We start from the raw sequence: 16,818 nt of genomic DNA on the forward strand, positions 1-16,818 counted from the left end.
AAATACCTCATCTCAGTGCCTTTCACCTGAGCCAGTGAACGGCACAGGCAATCACTTATCCGCGATGCTTTGCCAACAGCCAGGCAATGACGGCCGGTATGGCAAATACCACAGCAAAAATAGGCAATTCCTCTGCCAGGCTGTATCCCGCATCAACAACCCCCACCCAGAGATTCACAGCGGCACAAATCAGCCAGGCCAGCAGAAACGGTTTCAGAAATCGTGCAAAAGGCTGCCCGGTGAACCAGGACACCACAAAGAACAGTCCGAGTAGCAGCAAGCCCCCGCCAATGACATAGATCGTATGCATTCAATGCTCCTGTTTCTGGCTCTTCTTTCAGGAAAAGGGATCCAGCATCGCATCAATGTCTTTACCCTGATACGGCGGATAAACGTCGACACTGATGTCTGCTGGTGACAGCAACAAAGATTTAGCATTGCTCAGTGCATCAAATCCCGCCTTGCCGTAGTATTTTCCCATCCCAGACGAACCCACACCGCCAAAGGGTAAAGCGCCAATCCAACAGTGCAGGTTGACCAGATTCACACAACCGCCACCAAACGAGAGTGAGTGCAGAAATCGCTCAATGGTGGCCTCATCACGGCTGAAAATATAAGCGGCAAGCGGTTTTTCAAAGGTTTTCAACCGAGTGATTACGTCTTGTATATCACTATAGCGGAGTATGGGCAGCACAGGTCCGAAGACCTCCTGCTGCATAGCAGGATCCGTCCAGTCAGACGGGTACAGTAAGGTCGGTTCGACATAGCAGGCAGAGACATCAGCACGCCCCCCCAATACGGTCTTCTCCGGCACTATGTATGAAGCCACCCTGGCCGTATCCTTTTCACTGATCATTCTTGCAAAGTCGGGACTTTGTGACGGATCGGCACCATACATTCGGGTCACCGAAGCGGACAGTTTTTCAACAAAAGCATCCGCAACAGACGTATGCACACAAACAAAACCGGGAGCAATACACCATTGCCCCGATATCGCATTGTGCCCCCATGCAATGGCATCAGCTGCACGGTCAAGATCCGCTGTTTCATCAACCACTGTCGGATTTTGTCCTCCCAGCTCCAGAATAACTGGCGTCAAATGTTCTGCGGCAGCTCGCATCACGACTTTGCCCACCGACGCGCTGCCGGTAAAGAAAATGAAATCAAAAGGTAATTCAAGCAGAGCTGAAATTTCCTGACGGCCACCAGTGACAACAGCAACATCTTCAGGTGCAAAGTACTGCGGGATCAACTCGGCAAATAATGCCGCAGTTGCGGGGGTGGTATTTGCTGGTTTCAGAATAACAGGATTCCCAGCAGCCAATGCAGCAACAGCCGGATCAAGCAGCAAGAGTATCGGTGCATTGAACGGGCCAACCACCAAGGTGACACCGTAAGGCTCCTTCCGTACCTCACCACGCAAGCCACGTTTTGCTAGTCCGTCGGGTATCATCACCGCTTCCGGCGCCATCAGCAGATCGAGATTGTCCCGGTAAAATGCAATGTTGCCCATAGGCACAGTGATCTCGAATAACTGTTCAAAAGGCGGTTTTCCGAAGTCTTGATGAAGCGCAGCACACCACCGTTTCTGGTGATCAAGCAACATGCGCTCCATTCGGGCCAACTGATCTAGCCTCCAGTCCCGCGATTTCGTCCGGTCTGTCATAAATGCCGCTTTCTGGCGATCAAAAACGGCTTGAAATGCGTGGCTCATATGACGCCTCCTCACAGGTGTCCCGGCCAGATAAACAGCGGGCTTGATTTTCCGAGCTTGCCCGCTGCCGGTCATGGTTTATTTCGTGGTATAGCCACCATTGACCAAAATCGTCTGACCTGTCATCCACCACCCGTCTGAGACCATGAATACGATCCAGGGAGCAATATCTTCGATATCAGTCAGACCGGTTTTTGAGAATGGCGAAAGTGCCGCAGCCGTTTTATGATATTCAACCGCTTCTTTCTCTTCTGCCGGATAAAAGAAAGGCGTATCCATCGGGCCAGGACCAATCGCCGTTACTGAAATTCCTCTCGCCCCAAACTCTTTCGACGCCGAGCGGGTAAAGTGCTCGACAGGAGCTTTCAAACCTTCATAAGCCGCATAGAAAGGCGTATAAGCACCAAGCAGTGACGTGACAATCGTGCAGATTTTGCCGTTATCGTTCACATGATTTCCTGCTTCTTTAAGGAAGAAAAAGGCCGTTTTCACATTGACTGCGCAAGATTGATCAAAGACAGCTTCAGTTACCTCCATGATCGGTTGTTTCACAACCATACCTACAGTATTAATTGCAATGTCAGGTCGCCCCACAGAAGCAACAACATCGTTGAACAGTTTCTCCATTGCCGCCGCCTTGGTTAAATCGGCCTGAAACGCGACAGCTTCGGCGCCGGTAGCCCGGACGGCCGCAACGGTTTCCTCGGCAGCAGCTTGGGTCGCATCGCTGTTATAGTGAATAGCCACAGCTTTCGCGCCTTGCCGGGCAAATTCGCGAGCCAGTAATCCTCCCAGGTTTTTCGCCCCGCCCGCAATCAGCACAACTTTACCTTCAATACTATGTCTAGACATGCTCTCTCTCCCTATATCCATTTTCATAACAGCACTGAATGACTATAGTGAGTGTTCTACACTAGATAAATCCGAATTCCTGACAGAACCTGTCAGCGTTTACGAACAATGGCAGAGACAAGATGGACAGAATCCAGCAAATAGAAGTTTTTATTCAGGTCTTGGAAAGTGGCAGTTTCACCAAAGCTGCGGAAGCGTTAAATATGCCAAGATCGACGGTTTCGACTGTGATACAAACATTAGAAAACCGGCTGGGTGTTCAGTTATTACACCGTACCACACGCAAACTGACGCCAACTCAGGACGGGCTTCGCTATCTGGACACCGCCAGCCATGTTGTGCAGAAATTTAACGCTTCGGAACGAATGTTTCATACTGCCCCCCATCAGGTACAAGGACGACTGCGTATCGACATGCCCAGCCGGATTGCCCGCCGTATCGTGATCCCTGCTCTCCCTGATTTTTTATCCCGGTACCCCAGGATTAACATCGAACTCAGCATGAAAGACCGGCTGGCTGATCTGGTGGCTGAAGGGGTTGATTGTGTTATCCGGGTCGGTGAATTATCCGACTCAGAGCTGATCTGCAAAAAACTCGGCGATCTGGCAGTCATTTACTGTGCCAGTCCGGCGTACTTAGCTAAATTTGGCATTCCGGCCAACATGGAAGCCTTAAGTCAGCACCATCTCATCCATTACGCCATCCAGATGCCAGCCCAGCAGGCAAGTCTTGAATACCATTCAGATGGGGAAACTGTCTCGGTGCCCATGCAAAGCCGGGTCACGGTCGACAATGCAGAAGCCTATATCGCCAGCGCTTTAGCTGGCATAGGCATTATTGAAATCCCAAAATATGATGTACTGCATTTATTAGAAAACAATACATTGCAGGAGGTCTTGCCCGACTACCAACCCAGCCCCATCCCGCTTTCGTTCCTGTATCCAAGCCGGAAAAACCTCTCTTTACGGGTCAATGTATTTCAGGAATGGATCAGCCAGCTGCTGACGGAAGCCTGTCTGATCAGTGAAGAAAACCAAGCCCGGCATCGCTGCTCATACTGAGGTGCTGCACGCTTCACTGGCACAGGCGAGCAACCATTGTTTAAAATTAATCTGCGCTTGGCTCTCTTTCTGCGCATGCAGCCTGGTGAGCCAGTAAGACCCCTTATGCAGATAAAGATCAAACGGCTGCACCAGCTTTTCTTCCATCAACAGCCTTTCAAACATGACAGGCGGTGCCAGTGCCACACCATAGCCCTGAATTGCCGCTTCGACCATGGCGATTGAAGAATCGAACACTATCGCACTCAGTTTTGCTTTTGGCACTGCCACTTTGGCTTCATTCAGCCACAGTTGCCATTCATCGGGTTGGTAGGAGCGCAATAAGGTGTAGTTCAACACATCTCTCGGCGAGGCCAATACCTGGCCGATTCCCGGTGGACACAGGACAGTAAACGGCGCGGGAAAAAGCTCAGTCGCCTCCGTGGCATGCCAGCTGCCTTTCCCGAAACGGATCAGATAATCCAGACCTTCAGCGACCGGATCGGCCGTGTTGTTATTGGTTGAGATGCGCAGGTCAATCAGGGGATACCGTGCCTGAAAATCAGCAATTCGGGGAAGCAGCCAGTTCACCGCGAATGTACCGACCACACCCACAGAGACCACTTCCCGGTGGATACCCTGCGCCAGCATGTCCAGAGCTTCAGACAGATTGTCGAACGCCCCTTGCACCACAGGCAGCAGCATCATGCCTTCTTCTGATAAATTTAACCCCCGGGACTGACGTATAAATAAAGACACGCCCAGCTGGGACTCCAGCATTTTCACCTGCTGACTGACTGCAGCCTGAGTCACGCACAATTCAACCGCTGCCTTGGTAAAATTCAGATGTTTTGCCGACACTAAGAAAGCACGAATCGCGTTCAGCGGCAGGTGGGTAATATTCATTCCTGTGACCTCAGACTTTCTGACCCTAGATTTTCTTATTGCTCTTATTAGATTTCGCACATTGTGCATCAAATTGACTCACTTTAATATCCGCCCTGTCTCCATGGGGGCCGATAATTAACATTCACCTTATACTCATTAAGAAGTCACAATGAAAAGCACCATCTGCAATACTCGATCATTGATACTCTTTGCTGCATTTCTGGCCTCAGCCGCATCACCTGCCTACAGTCAGACAACTGGGAAGGAAGCAACGCTCCGCAAGGCCGTGGATCAGCAAGCTGAACGATTAATGGACACCTACCAGATTCCGGGTATAACCTTTGGCATCACTATCAAAGGCAAAACCTATTACTATAACTATGGGCTGGCAGATGTTCAGCAACAGCAGCCCGTGTCGGAGAACACTATTTTTGAACTGGGTTCGGTCAGTAAAACCTTTGCCGCGACGCTGGCCAGCTATGCCCAACAGCAAGGAAAACTATCGTTCGACGATCAGGTGTCGAAGTATTTACCGGCGCTAAAAGGCAGTACGATTGGAAACACACCGTTAATTCAGTTAGCCACTTACTCGGCTGGAGGGTTGCCGCTTCAGTTCCCTGACAGCGTCACGAACCACACGAGCATGCTGAACTATTATCGCCATTGGCAGCCTGCCTTTCCGGCAGGTACTCACAGGCTGTACTCTAATCCGAGCATTGGCCTGTTTGGCTATCTCGCCGCTCAGAGTATGGGGGATACCTACCCGGCGCTGATGGAAAATCTCATCCTGCCGGAACTCGGGATGTCCAGCACCTTTGTCAATGTGCCGGAAGCTAAAATGCACGAATACGCCTTTGGCTACAACGCTGCTGGCGACGCTGTCAGAGTCAATCCCGGTGTTCTGGATGCTGAAGCCTACGGTGTTAAATCGACCAGTGCGGATATGGTGCGCTATATCGAAGCCAATATCGGGACAGTTTCTGTCCAGCCTCTGATGAAGCAAGCGCTGGCAAATACCAAGACAGGTTACTATCGGTCCAGCACCCTGACGCAAGGGCTGGCCTGGGAAATGTATGATTATCCGGCATCACTGAACACCTTGCTGGCGGGAAATTCGACTGAGACCATTCTCAACCCGATGCCTATTGATGCAATCGCGTCACCCAAACCTCTGCCAGAGAACATCTGGGTGAACAAAACGGGTTCAACCGGCGGATTCGGCGCTTATGTCGCCTATATACCTGCCGAGCAAACCGGCATCGTGATTCTGGCCAACAAGAATTATCCCAACGGCGAACGCATCAAAGCCGCCTATGCGATTCTGGAATCTGCCCTGAAATAATCCGTCAACGCTTTCATGTCGATTTCCGTGTGCTCCGCTGTCAGTCAATCCGACAGTGAACACACGGATTTCTTCTTAACTGTTGGCGCAGCGATTAACCGCAACGTCTGACACCTTTTGATGAATTCTGGTATTCATCCAATAAAAACTAACAGACCAATACCTTTTTCTGCTGAAATGCAGTGGAAACATCCTTCCATTCATAACGATGCTGATAACACGCTCTTGCATTCTCTGCGTTGTTTGCCTCAATTAATACAGGCGCTAATACAAACCCCTGCCTGAATAAGCTAAAGATGATATCCGATGCGTTTTCTGCATGGATCTCTTCAAAAACCAGCACTTCTTCTTTCACCAGCACACAATATTGCATATAAAACCCATTCATCAGTGTTCGATATCAGAATTATCTACGTTTATGCTATAGTGCATAGTGATTTTATTTTAATGGCGATAACTTAAAGTTATGAAGGTTAATCCAAAACATTTAAGCTCTATTGAAATCCTTGCAAAAGTGAAGAGCTTCAGGGTTGCATCACAGATACTTTGTATTTCTCAACCTGCACTGTCAAAACAGATTAAAAATTTTGAAGATGCCTATGAGATTGAAATGTTTGTCAGAGATAGCCAGGGCGTGGTCCTGTCAGATACAGGTAAACTCGTCATTAATGAAATCACAGCGTTAAATCGGCATATTAAGAAAACAGATGAATTGATATCCAGCATCTCACAGAATAACCTGACACCTTTATCTATTGGTTTTGGTAAATCAAGTAATGATTTCCTGCCGGTTTTTATTCGTGACTTCCAGAAGAAACACAGTAACATTTCTATTTCCCTGTCAGATATATGCTCACAAGATCAAGAAGATCAATTACTTTCAGGTTCCTTAGATATTGGCTTCATGAGAAAACCAGCCTCGCAGTCACTCGGCAGTATTCGTGTTTCAAGTGATGAATTTGTTCTAGCTGTTTCAAAAAGCCAGTATGACAGTGATCATATTGACTTCTATTTACAGAAATATAATTTGCTGATGATGAGTAATCACAGTAAATCTCAGATCAATTTGAATACTATGTCTCTGTTAAAAAACAGAACATACAAGATCACCAATATTTCAGCAGATTTGCAAACTATTATTACATTGATCTTATCTAATACGGGTGTTGCTATTTTACCGAAAAAATCAATTCTCGGAATTTATGACGCCATTCAATTAATCCCGTTTCCAAAAGAAACAAGCTGGGATATTCATATGGTATGGAATCCAAACAGGCTATCCCGATCGGTCGAGCTTTTCATTGAGCACGTCAAAGACCAAATATCAACACCTGCTTCTGTATAACGCCAGAAATGTATGATGTATTGCCCTACCTTGTTGAAACTCGCGCCATGCATAGTGAACCCTGGCAGTCAGATGAGTAGCAATACTTAAAACATCAGCCGTGAGCGCTGGTGTTGATATTCAGGATCACTACCCATCGACAGTAAGATACCTTCAGCAATATACCTTTGATAATACTGCCATCAATCTAAGAGGAGGTCTTCTTTGGTACCTCAGCAAGCATAAAGGTTAACTCATCCACTGAGCCGACCGGATAGGACAACATTTCTTCAGCATGGATAACCTGACCGGTTTGCTCTGAAACAAACCTGGCGAGCTGTTCTGGCTGAATTTGCCCATCGACTGTCCTTAGCCTGTTCAGTTCTTCTTCATTTAAGGTTTTGGCTGTTCCCGGCAAGTAAATCGTGCCGTAATACAAATCCACCCCGAAAGCGATCAACCCGGGCACAACAAATAAGAGCAAGCCCGCCGCATCCAAAACGGCAATAGCCGGATCCACCTGACCGCCCCGCTGACCTTTTCGTTCAGGGTGTAGCAACACACCGCACCCCGAAAGCTGAATCGTTAATATCACCGTCAAACTTAACCCCAACAACTGATGCTTCATTTGGTCTCCTTACCCCAGTCGGCTCGAAAAATGTGTTGTCACTTTTTTATGATGACTACGTCTAATTATGGCGATAAATGAGCAAGTTGCAGAAAATGTTGGGGATATTTGCCCATCAACGCCTGACCAATGTACTGGCTGGAATGCGTTAACCGTTTCCCGGCCAGCACAAATCACACTAGCCGATAGCCAGTTTGGTTTCAGGGTAGCGAATTTTTTTCTTTCTGGGGCTGGCTAAAAAGTATGCCAGCGTCAGTGGGCCTAACCTGCCCATGAACATCACAAAGATAATGATAAATTCGCCAGCGACGGAAAGATTACCGGTTAGCCCTCTGGACAGGCCCACCGTTCCCAGCGCAGACACGGCTTCAAAGACAATATCCAGCATGGGCGCGTTTTCACTGAGTAACAGGGCAAAAATGGCCAGCCAGGTTACACCGGCAGAGATTAAGGTCAGCGCCAGCGCCTTGCTGATGGTTTCTTTGGTGATTTCGCGTTTAAACACATCAACCGCTTCATCGCGCCGTAAATAGGCGTATGTCGCTAGAATGAGCACGATAAAAGTCACCACTTTGATCCCGCTTGCCGTGCTTAGCGAACCGCCACCAATGAACATCAGCATGAGCAGAATCGAGGTAGTCGCATCTTCTAGCTGATCAATGGCCAGAGTATTGAAACCTGCCGTACGCGGCGTCACCGCCTGAAACCAGGATGCCAGCCACTTGCCGGATTCACTCAAAGGGGCCAGCGTATTCGGGTTGTCATACTCAATCAGATAAATGGCGATTAATGCCACCAGATTAATGATGACTGTGCCTGATATCATCATCCGGCTGTACACCGTCAGGCGTGACCAGCAGCGATGGCGCTTGAGATCCATCCAGACCGAAAAGCCCAGGCCGCCAATAATGAACAAGCCGGTAATCGTGATATTCACAACAGGATCATCCACATAGGGCATTAAACTGTCTGCACTTAACGCAAAACCGGCATTATTGAAGGCGCTGATGGTATAGAAAAACCCGTGAAACAAGCTCGTCTGCCAGCCTAACTCCTCCTGCCAGTACAGGGTTAACACAGCGATACCTATCAGTTCGACGACCAAAGCAAACCCCAGTACGGATTTGGCGGTGGTGGCCAGCGTCGATGAGTCGGTCTGGTTAAAGGCTTCCCGGGCGACCGTGCGTTCTAAAAAGCCGATTTTCCCACCCAGCGCAATTAAGGTCACTATCGCAAAGGTCATTAAACCAAGCCCTCCGCACTGAATAAGCAGGGCAATCACAGTTTGGCCAAATGGCGTAAACACAGTGCCGGTATCAACCACTACCAGTCCGGTGACCGTTACCGCCGAGGTTGCCGTAAACAGGCTTTGCACCCAGCTGATAGGCTCGTGAGTGGCAATGGGCAGTTTCAGCAGCCCGGCACCAATAAGAATTAACAGTAAAAAGCTGCCACTAAGTATGAAGGGCGGTGCGCCCAGCAGCTTTTTCCCCGCCTTGGGTTTACGCTCAATGGGAGAGACGGACGGATGCCACAACACCATGTTACACCAACCTTGGCGCGATATACTTCAGCTCCGCCCGGGTGCCACAGAGCAGGAGTATATCGTTTTCTTTAAGTAAGAAGTTCGCGTTAATGTCGGTGAACACATCCTGTTCCCGCTTAATCAGAACAGCCTGCACACTGCCTCTGGCATCGCCTAGCACCCGGGATACCGGTGCATCATGCAGCGCAGGTTTCACATGAATTTCCACCACGTATAAGCCATGCCCGATCGCCAGATAGTTATTGACCATAGGATAATTGAGCGACTGGGCAACGCGGATCCCCATCTCTTCTTCCGGATGAATAATGCGCTGTACACCCAGTTTCGACACTATGGTGTGATGCGCTTTGGTACTCGCTTTGACCCAGATTTCCTTCACCCCGAGGTTCTTCAGCGCCAAAGTACACAGCAGGCTCGATTGCATATCTTCGCCGATAGCCACCAGCACAGCTTCACTGTTTGCCAGGTCCAGTTCCCTTAACGCACTTTCATCGGAGGAGTCGCATATCACAGCTTGCGTGAGCTCTTCGACATACTTCTCGACAATCTTCGGGTCTCTGTCTACCCCTGTCACCGTGTGCCCTAGGTGGATCAATTCCAGGCTGGCAGCCACACCAAAGCGCCCTAAGCCAATGACTGTAAAATGTGCCATTACAATACCTTAGTTATTTTTTCCAAAAATGAAGGAGTAAGTTCGCCAATTCCGCAAAGCAAGCGAAATGGCAGAAATGTCAGCGATTAACCGCTATCGGATTGGCCAAGAACCAAACGATAACCCAGCCCGGATTCCGTTTTGATCAACTGTTGCTCGTCTGCACTGTCATTGAGTTTCTTGCGCAGCTGGCTGACCAAAATGCGCAGATAATGTGTGTCATCGCGATGGCTTTTACCCCAAATCACATCGAGCAGATACGATTGTTTCACCAGTTTGCCCGGTTGCAGAATAAGCTGTTCAACAAAGGCAAATTCCTTCTTTGTTAACGGTATTTCGTGACTGTCCAGCCAGAATTGATAGGTGCTTTTTACTATTTTCAGCCTGCCGCAGAGAATTTCATCATTGGTAACCTGATCATCGACCAAATCTCTGACCAGCACTTTGATACGCGCGATCAGCTCCTTGATGCCAAAGGGTTTGCTCAGATAATCGTTCGCTCCGGCTTCGAGTAAACGGATCTTTTCTTCTTCCTGATCGCGGGCAGTCAGAATCAGTACCGGGGTTTTATGTGTTTGCCGAAGGCTGGCCAAAAAAGCCGCGCCATCGCCATCAGGCAGACCGAGATCCAGAACGACCACATGAGGAGTATGGGCCTGAAAACACGCTGTGGCGGACTGAATACTGTCAGCCCCAAGATAGTCAAATCCCTCAGCGGCAAGCGAAATTCGAATAAAGGTGTGGATCTGAGGCTCGTCATCCACCACTAAAATTTTATAGCTCACGATTTTTCACCTTGAGGACTGCTTGAGGGCTGATCGATCGGTAAGCGGATTCGGATCAGGCATCCTTCCGACACAGGTACAGACTCAATCAGCCCCTGGTGGGCGGTAATAATGCCTTTCGCGACAGCCAGACCTAAGCCAGATCCTGAATCTGCCGTTTTCTTGGTAGCGCTTGAATAAAAGAGATCGAAGATCCGCGCCGCTTCATCGCTCTTGATGCCGACGCCTTTGTCCTGAATATCAATCACAATATAAGCCGATTCCTGAAACAGCGTGACCACCACGGATTGATGTTTTGGTGAAAAACGTAATGCATTATCCAATACATTAAACAGGGCTTGTTCAATAAGTACGCCGCTCACCAAAATGCGGGATAACTGGCCTTGTACCTGCACCCTGAACCTGTTCCTGGCTTCAGGTAATCGCAAAATAGCCTGATGGACAATATCAGCGAGGGACTCATCATTTCTGGTTATTTTCAGCGCGCCATGTTGCAGCTTGGTCGCTTGCAAAAGATTCTCAATATACTGATGCAAACGATGGCTTTCTGCTGTGGCGCTGTTAAGCAATTCACTTTTTTCACCCTCACTGAGTTTGGGCATATATTCATTAAGCGTTGTGAGCGTACCGATAATGGTCGCTAAAGGCGTTCTGAGATCATGGGAAACCGAGAGCAAAATACTGTTGCGCAGTTTGGCTTTTTTCAATTCATCCTGCTGGCGACGGTAATGCTCTGCAAGCTGGCTGGTTGTCAGTGCCACGATAATAAAAACAACCAGATTAATAATATCCTCCGCATGGAACATCTGAAGTGAATAACGGGGTGTGGTAAACAAGAAATTGAAACTCAAGGCTTCTATCACCGCGAAACCGTAAGCAAAACGCGCCGTACATTGTAACGCCACCACCACAACAGCAAGTTGTAAAATCAGCAGAACCGCTATCGTAGAGCCCAGCGCCAGATCAATCAGCCACGAGGCCAGCAGCGCACTCGCCAACACCATGAAAGAAAAAAGAAAATAGCTGTTTCGCCAGTGAGCAAACATAGTTCAGAGTCAATCAACAATCAGTGGGGACACTCTAGCAAATGGCCCCTGAGAGTTCGCGTAAAAAAAGCGTAAAAAGATCGCATTCAGGCTTAGCGATATTGTTTCTCGAAATACAGTGGATTTCGGTTCATAAGCAGAGCAGGTTCATTATTTAACGCGATGCTTTCCCCTTCTTGCGCAAGCCGTCACGCTTAATGAGCCAACTGAGCAGTATGATTCCCGCCAGAGCAGAGAATAAAGAAGCGGATAAAATACCAAGCTTTGCAACATCCACCAGCGCGGGACTCAAGGCCAGATGAGCAATAAACAGCGACATAGTGAACCCGATCCCGGCAAGCATCCCCCCTGCCGCAAGATAGAGCCAGGACAAATCAGGCGGCCGCACTGCCAGTTTGGTATACGTTGCCAGCCCGCTGAATAAAATAATACCGACGGGCTTGCCAATGACAAGACCGGCAAAAATAGCCATATACAACGAGCCGGACTGCTCTGAAAAAGAAATGACAACACCAGCATTGGCAAAGGCAAAGGCAAAAAGCGGCATGATGACAAAACCGACCCAGGGGTGCAGCAGCATTTCCAACCGCTCCAGCGGGGAAAGGGCCTCACGCGCCGCCGCTTCTGCGGTCTTTAAGATTTGGCGATCGTTCACATTCACATCATGCTGGTTTGCCAAAGGCAAGGGCACGACACATTCCATAATTGTCAACAAACGCTCTTCGTTGACCCACCGGCCTGTAGGCGTCATCAGCCCCAGGATCACGCCAGTGACAGTTGGATGCACGCCTGACGCATCTACCGCCAGCCAGATAAGGCCACCCATTAACGAATACACAGCGATACTGCGTATACCGAGCGCAGCCATGACCCTCACCGCAATAAACCCGATCACTGCAAGCCCAATATAATAAAAACTAATGTTTTCCCCGTAACCGACAGCCACGACTACAATGGCACCAATGTCATCAATAATCGCTAAAGAAAGCATAAATATCCGCAAACTTTTCGGAACGCGTGGCCCGAGTAAAATGAGGCAGGCAATAACAAAGGCGGTATCTGTCGCCATCACTATTCCCCAACCATTTTGCCCGGGCTGGCCCTGTAGAAAAGCCAGGTAAATTAATGCCGGAACCAGCATGCCACCGAGTGCCCCTGAAATAGACAGCATCGCTAAACGCGGGTTTTTTAATTCTCCCAGTACGATTTCACGTTTAAGTTCCAGTGCAACCAAGAAGAAAAACAATGTCATAAAAGCGTCATTGACCCATTCCTGAAGTGAACGCTCAAACTCGACTGACCCCAGTGTTATCCCTATGGATATGTCCCACAGGGACAGAAAAACCTCCCCCCAGGGGGAATTTGACAGGGCAAGAGCAACCAGAGTAAAGAAAAGCAGAACAGCACCAGCGGCAGCCTCAATGCGTAGAAATCGGGTTATCGGTTGCGTGATCCAATCGACATATTCTTTGGGCAGTTGAGTCGGATGCCCTCGCTCATGGGGCCGAAAAGCGGTTTTCTTCATGGGCTTTCCATCACAATGGGATCGCGTATAAGGAGTGTATCCTCTCAAGAAACTTAAATAAGTTACCCTAAGCGGACACTAGCAACGTGATATTGTCTGCTATCACCGCTCGGCAGACTTGCAGAGTCTTTGAAACTCATACAGACACACTGCCTGAGGCTAGTTCAACACATGGCATATCCCATATTCAGGTAAAACTACATAAAAAATAGGCTATGACCATATATGCTGCAATGTAGGCAGGAAACAGCGTTAAAGCTGAGGCGCGAACATCCGGACCGGTTGCAGGCGCTCCCGGCGCCGACAACCTGACAATTGTTCCTGAATTATCCCCTAAGTTTGTGAAGCATTGGATTCAAGTATGTTGACTAAAACGATTGGAGAAATTAGCGAATGGCATTCTGATAAGTAAAATTATTTTGAAGTTTGCAGCGTTTCTATCGCACTGTCATTGGCCTAATGACAGTGCACTGTGCCGGTACGATTATCCTTATGGCAGCACTGACCGGGTGGTGAGCTCTTTCGACAACCGCCGCCATGAGCCATTACCGTATTACTCACGAACAGGGTAACCAACAACAAAATTAGCACTCTCATTGTATTATCCTTATTATTCCAGTTGAATTTCGCAAACTCATTACCTGTTGAAGGTAAGCACAACAAGTTTAGTGGTAACAAAAACAACAATAAGCAACCAGAGTCACAAAATGAAATCAACGAAAGTAAGTGGATAAACAGAAAAATCCAACTCCCATATTAATAATCAGAACTCAGCATGCGTGCCCGCTCACCAACAGCCCTTTATTCTGAAGAACAAGATCACTCAGAAAATCGGCAACAAGCCGTACTCTTCTGGAGTGTGCCAGATCGGAATGAATCGCCAGCCAAATCGGCTGACTACACCCTATATCACTCTGGACACAAGTCAGTCCCTGCTTTTGAGCAATAAAATGAGGGAGAACGGCTATCCCCGCTCCAGCTTGAGCCGCTGTTACCTGAGATGACATGCTGGTGGTGGTCAGGCGACAAGGCTTCCCACGCAACCTTTTTTCTAACCACTGTGCCGCCGGAAGGTGCTGCTGGCTCTCAGACCAGCCAATAAAATCATCATCTTCGAACAACCCGCCATTTTCTGGTGCGGCTCTCTGCTGCAAATACTCTTGTGATGCATACAGGCCAAAACCAAGCTCACCTAACCGCCGGATACTCACATTGCCGCGTTCCGGCCTGACCATACGTATTGCCATGTCAGCATCATATCGATGCAAGTTGACCGTAGAGACACCGGTCACAACCTCGATGGTCAGATTGGTGTGTGATGACATTAACCGGGGAAGTGCAGGAATAATAAGGTGATCAGCCAGGCCTTGCGCTGTTGCCAGGCGTACATGCCCCGCCACGTCATCATTGCTGCCCTGAGCAGCCGCACCAAACGCATGGCCAGCTTGCTCTAGTGCCTCTGCCTGAGCAATCAGCATCACTCCTTCATCTGTCAGCCTGTAGCCGATTTGATCACGAATGAACAGGCTCAGTCCCAGCGCTGCCTCCAGCCGTTCTATACGACGCGATGTTGTTGCTAACCCAATTCCCAACGCTTTTGAGGCGCCACTTAAGGTACCTGACCGGGCAATAGCCAGAAAAATCCTGGCATCATCCCAGTTCAACGTGTTATGCCTTCCCCTTTTTCCTATATCGGAAATCGGATTACCATATTTCGCCATACAAACCTCCAGTTTCGGAAAGTATATTGAGAATCATAAAACGAACCAAGGAGAAATAGCGATGCAAAAGCGTTTTCTGAGCCAAGGGCTTGAAGTGTCTGCGATAGGACTGAGCTATACGGGTATGAGCGAATTCTATTTGCCGCAAAGAGCCAGTATCACTCTGACCTCTGATGATCTGAATCCACAACAACAAGCCACAGGGGATTTTCAGCCGACAGGTGACCGTTATAGCTTCGAGGGACTAAAAGGAGTCAACTCATGAATACATCCAACGCTACGGGTTGGCGCAACTGGGCAGCCGTTTCCATGCTCGGCGTTGCTGCATTTACTGTGGTCACCACTGAATTAGCCCCCATAGGTATGCTGTCAGCCATTGCTGCCGATCTGGATCAGAATACCAGTGTGACGGGATTAGTTGTCACCCTGTATGCGTGGCTGGGCGCTGCAGCCGCATTATTATCAGTGATGACTATCAGCCATTTGCCCCGCCGGCCACTGTTAGTCGGACTGATGCTCTTACTGGGAGTCTCTAACGCCGTGTCGGCAGCGAGCCATAGCTTCACTGTACTTCTCATCGCCCGATTAGCGGGCGCACTCGCGCATGGTGCCTTCTGGGCGATGATTGGCACAATGGGAGCACAACTGGTCGCTTCGAACCGCGTTGGCCGGGCAACTGCAATTATCTTTGGCGGCGTCTCCACTGCCAGTGTTCTCGGAGTTCCGCTCATCAACTGGATAAGTCATGACGCCGGCTGGCGATTGTCCTTTGGTTTGCTGGGGTTACTCTCTGTCGCCACCGCGCTTACTCTGGCATTCAGTCTTCCCCGTGTAGCCGGCACTGCCTCTCTGAGCCGAAACCAATTTGTTTCGGTGCTGCGCAATACAGATTTAAGACGGATATATCTGATTGCAGCATGCGGTATCGTTGCACACTTTGCTGCCTTTACCTTCATCGAAGTCCTGCTTTCCTCAGAACTGGCCATTCCTCAAAACTGGGTCGTCATCTGCCTGCTTGCCTTCGGCATTGCGGGAATACTCGGTAATTTACTGTGCGGAGTCTTCATCGATAAACACCTGAAAGCTGTGCTTAGCATCGGCCTGCTATTGGTATCCCTCTGTCTGCTGTTGATCAGCACAGTCACAGTGAAAGATGGGATTATCGCACTCTTGCTGCTCTCCGGCTGGGGCCTTGGCATCGCTATACTCTTTGTCGGAATTCAGGCCTGGATCATACGATTAGCAGGAGCTGATGCATTACCAGCTTCCGCGATTTATGCTGCTATCTTCAACGGAGCCATCGGAGCAGGTGCCATGGCAGGGGCCGGGCTATTAGATCATTGGGGGATCAGGCCACTTTATTTAACGGCTGCCATCACCACGCTGCTCAGCTTCATTCTGGTAATCATGATTCGGACCAAACCTGTGAGGCATGCAGTCACGGAGTAATCGGGGCACTTGGCAGAATTGATGGAGCTGAGGGTTTCTACAAATATATGGATGAGTGGCCAGTTCGACGAGGAGTGGTTGCTCTGATTATTACGCGTATAGTGGCAAGAGTAGAAATCCCAACACTTGAGAAAGTAGCAAGTATCAATAATTTCGCAGGTGCAGAAAAAACCACTGAATATGGCGACAGAGTACGTACTATATATGATCCGATCCACTAACCCTGGACACTGACAAAAGGTGAACCTAAGATACCTTTTGCTATTGTCAGAATCAGTTAACTCCCATTATATTTATTAAAATATT

General features: G+C 48.9%; 17 protein-coding genes. 5 read left to right on the forward strand and 12 right to left on the reverse strand.

Annotated features, from left to right (window positions below; translation table 11 throughout):
* Nucleotides 1-55 precede the first annotated feature (55 nt).
* From L6J37_RS05120 to L6J37_RS05130, 3 genes are all read right to left on the reverse strand, one after another.
* A complete protein-coding gene (locus L6J37_RS05120) occupies nucleotides 56-310 on the reverse strand; it encodes a hypothetical protein (protein WP_192014783.1) in 255 nt (84 codons plus the stop codon).
* Between the two features lie 27 nt (nucleotides 311-337).
* A complete protein-coding gene (locus L6J37_RS05125; RefSeq protein ID WP_237794371.1) occupies nucleotides 338-1,714 on the reverse strand; it encodes an aldehyde dehydrogenase family protein in 1,377 nt (458 codons plus the stop codon).
* Nucleotides 1,715-1,792: 78 nt separating this feature from the next.
* On the reverse strand, nucleotides 1,793-2,566 hold the full coding sequence (locus L6J37_RS05130; protein WP_237794372.1) for an SDR family oxidoreductase: 774 nt from the start codon (nucleotides 2,564-2,566) through the stop codon (nucleotides 1,793-1,795).
* Between the two features lie 122 nt (nucleotides 2,567-2,688).
* Here L6J37_RS05130 and L6J37_RS05135 point away from each other — a divergent pair, with 122 nt between their 5' ends.
* Nucleotides 2,689-3,627 (forward strand): LysR family transcriptional regulator, encoded by a 939-nt coding sequence (locus tag L6J37_RS05135; RefSeq protein ID WP_237794373.1) that lies wholly within the window; start codon nucleotides 2,689-2,691, stop codon nucleotides 3,625-3,627.
* Here the strand turns inward: L6J37_RS05135 and L6J37_RS05140 are convergent.
* The gene (locus L6J37_RS05140; RefSeq protein WP_237794375.1) at nucleotides 3,619-4,512 is read right to left on the reverse strand and encodes a LysR family transcriptional regulator; all 894 of its coding nucleotides are present in this window, start codon (nucleotides 4,510-4,512) and stop codon (nucleotides 3,619-3,621) included. The genes L6J37_RS05135 and L6J37_RS05140 overlap by 9 nt on opposite strands.
* A gap of 151 nt (nucleotides 4,513-4,663) precedes the next feature.
* Here L6J37_RS05140 and ampC point away from each other — a divergent pair, with 151 nt between their 5' ends.
* Complete coding sequence (gene ampC / locus L6J37_RS05145) at nucleotides 4,664-5,836, forward strand: class C beta-lactamase (protein WP_237794377.1); 1,173 nt, start codon at nucleotides 4,664-4,666, stop codon at nucleotides 5,834-5,836.
* A gap of 148 nt (nucleotides 5,837-5,984) precedes the next feature.
* Here ampC and L6J37_RS05150 read toward each other — a convergent pair whose 3' ends face one another.
* A complete protein-coding gene (locus tag L6J37_RS05150) occupies nucleotides 5,985-6,224 on the reverse strand; it encodes a hypothetical protein (protein WP_192014777.1) in 240 nt (79 codons plus the stop codon).
* Nucleotides 6,225-6,302: 78 nt separating this feature from the next.
* On the opposite strand from L6J37_RS05150, the gene L6J37_RS05155 reads away from it, so the two are divergent.
* Nucleotides 6,303-7,181: a LysR family transcriptional regulator gene (locus tag L6J37_RS05155; protein WP_237794379.1), complete on the forward strand. Its 879-nt coding sequence runs from the start codon at nucleotides 6,303-6,305 to the stop codon at nucleotides 7,179-7,181.
* A 187-nt stretch (nucleotides 7,182-7,368) separates the two neighbouring features.
* On the opposite strand, the gene L6J37_RS05160 is transcribed toward L6J37_RS05155, so the two are convergent.
* The 7 genes from L6J37_RS05160 to L6J37_RS05190 all read right to left on the reverse strand — a co-directional run bounded on the left by L6J37_RS05160 (nucleotide 7,369) and on the right by L6J37_RS05190 (nucleotide 15,063).
* Nucleotides 7,369-7,788: a hypothetical protein gene (locus L6J37_RS05160; protein WP_218383647.1), complete on the reverse strand. Its 420-nt coding sequence runs from the start codon at nucleotides 7,786-7,788 to the stop codon at nucleotides 7,369-7,371.
* A gap of 178 nt (nucleotides 7,789-7,966) precedes the next feature.
* Entirely contained in the window at nucleotides 7,967-9,331 is a 1,365-nt protein-coding gene (locus L6J37_RS05165; RefSeq protein WP_218383653.1) for a TrkH family potassium uptake protein, read from the reverse strand.
* A 1-nt stretch (nucleotide 9,332) separates the two neighbouring features.
* On the reverse strand, nucleotides 9,333-9,986 hold the full coding sequence (locus tag L6J37_RS05170) for a potassium channel family protein (RefSeq protein ID WP_027252715.1): 654 nt from the start codon (nucleotides 9,984-9,986) through the stop codon (nucleotides 9,333-9,335).
* An 86-nt stretch (nucleotides 9,987-10,072) separates the two neighbouring features.
* Nucleotides 10,073-10,771, reverse strand: a complete 699-nt coding sequence (locus tag L6J37_RS05175; protein ID WP_237794381.1) for a response regulator transcription factor — start codon at nucleotides 10,769-10,771, stop codon at nucleotides 10,073-10,075.
* Entirely contained in the window at nucleotides 10,768-11,817 is a 1,050-nt protein-coding gene (locus tag L6J37_RS05180) for a sensor histidine kinase (RefSeq protein WP_218383656.1), read from the reverse strand. Before L6J37_RS05180 ends, L6J37_RS05175 begins: the two co-directional genes overlap by 4 nt.
* 154 nt (nucleotides 11,818-11,971) lie before the next feature.
* Nucleotides 11,972-13,342, reverse strand: coding sequence for a Na+/H+ antiporter NhaA (gene nhaA / locus L6J37_RS05185; protein WP_237794383.1), 1,371 nt, complete (start codon nucleotides 13,340-13,342; stop codon nucleotides 11,972-11,974).
* A 770-nt stretch (nucleotides 13,343-14,112) separates the two neighbouring features.
* The gene (locus tag L6J37_RS05190; RefSeq protein ID WP_237794385.1) at nucleotides 14,113-15,063 is read right to left on the reverse strand and encodes a LysR family transcriptional regulator; all 951 of its coding nucleotides are present in this window, start codon (nucleotides 15,061-15,063) and stop codon (nucleotides 14,113-14,115) included.
* A gap of 61 nt (nucleotides 15,064-15,124) precedes the next feature.
* Between L6J37_RS05190 and L6J37_RS05195 the strand changes: the two genes are divergently transcribed.
* Complete coding sequence (locus L6J37_RS05195) at nucleotides 15,125-15,328, forward strand: hypothetical protein (RefSeq protein WP_237794387.1); 204 nt, start codon at nucleotides 15,125-15,127, stop codon at nucleotides 15,326-15,328.
* The gene (locus L6J37_RS05200; RefSeq protein ID WP_237794390.1) at nucleotides 15,325-16,512 is read left to right on the forward strand and encodes an MFS transporter; all 1,188 of its coding nucleotides are present in this window, start codon (nucleotides 15,325-15,327) and stop codon (nucleotides 16,510-16,512) included. Before L6J37_RS05195 ends, L6J37_RS05200 begins: the two co-directional genes overlap by 4 nt.
* Nucleotides 16,513-16,818: the final 306 nt, after the last annotated feature.

Origin of the sequence: Photobacterium sp. WH77 (assembly GCF_022014395.1) — a bacterium.
GTDB lineage: Bacteria > Pseudomonadota > Gammaproteobacteria > Enterobacterales > Vibrionaceae > Photobacterium > Photobacterium arenosum.

Coding starts and splice junctions, on each gene's coding strand:
- L6J37_RS05150 (WP_192014777.1), bottom strand. CDS start 6,224: ATGAATGGGTTTTATATGCAATATTGTGTGCTGGTGAAAGAAGAAGTG.
- L6J37_RS05180 (WP_218383656.1), bottom strand. CDS start 11,817: ATGTTTGCTCACTGGCGAAACAGCTATTTTCTTTTTTCTTTCATGGTG.
- L6J37_RS05195 (WP_237794387.1), top strand. CDS start 15,125: ATGCAAAAGCGTTTTCTGAGCCAAGGGCTTGAAGTGTCTGCGATAGGA.
- L6J37_RS05135 (WP_237794373.1), top strand. CDS start 2,689: ATGGACAGAATCCAGCAAATAGAAGTTTTTATTCAGGTCTTGGAAAGT.
- nhaA (WP_237794383.1), bottom strand. CDS start 13,342: ATGAAGAAAACCGCTTTTCGGCCCCATGAGCGAGGGCATCCGACTCAA.
- L6J37_RS05155 (WP_237794379.1), top strand. CDS start 6,303: ATGAAGGTTAATCCAAAACATTTAAGCTCTATTGAAATCCTTGCAAAA.
- L6J37_RS05170 (WP_027252715.1), bottom strand. CDS start 9,986: ATGGCACATTTTACAGTCATTGGCTTAGGGCGCTTTGGTGTGGCTGCC.
- L6J37_RS05130 (WP_237794372.1), bottom strand. CDS start 2,566: ATGTCTAGACATAGTATTGAAGGTAAAGTTGTGCTGATTGCGGGCGGG.
- L6J37_RS05160 (WP_218383647.1), bottom strand. CDS start 7,788: ATGAAGCATCAGTTGTTGGGGTTAAGTTTGACGGTGATATTAACGATT.
- L6J37_RS05120 (WP_192014783.1), bottom strand. CDS start 310: ATGCATACGATCTATGTCATTGGCGGGGGCTTGCTGCTACTCGGACTG.
- L6J37_RS05200 (WP_237794390.1), top strand. CDS start 15,325: ATGAATACATCCAACGCTACGGGTTGGCGCAACTGGGCAGCCGTTTCC.
- L6J37_RS05190 (WP_237794385.1), bottom strand. CDS start 15,063: ATGGCGAAATATGGTAATCCGATTTCCGATATAGGAAAAAGGGGAAGG.
- L6J37_RS05125 (WP_237794371.1), bottom strand. CDS start 1,714: ATGAGCCACGCATTTCAAGCCGTTTTTGATCGCCAGAAAGCGGCATTT.
- ampC (WP_237794377.1), top strand. CDS start 4,664: ATGAAAAGCACCATCTGCAATACTCGATCATTGATACTCTTTGCTGCA.
- L6J37_RS05140 (WP_237794375.1), bottom strand. CDS start 4,512: ATGAATATTACCCACCTGCCGCTGAACGCGATTCGTGCTTTCTTAGTG.
- L6J37_RS05165 (WP_218383653.1), bottom strand. CDS start 9,331: ATGGTGTTGTGGCATCCGTCCGTCTCTCCCATTGAGCGTAAACCCAAG.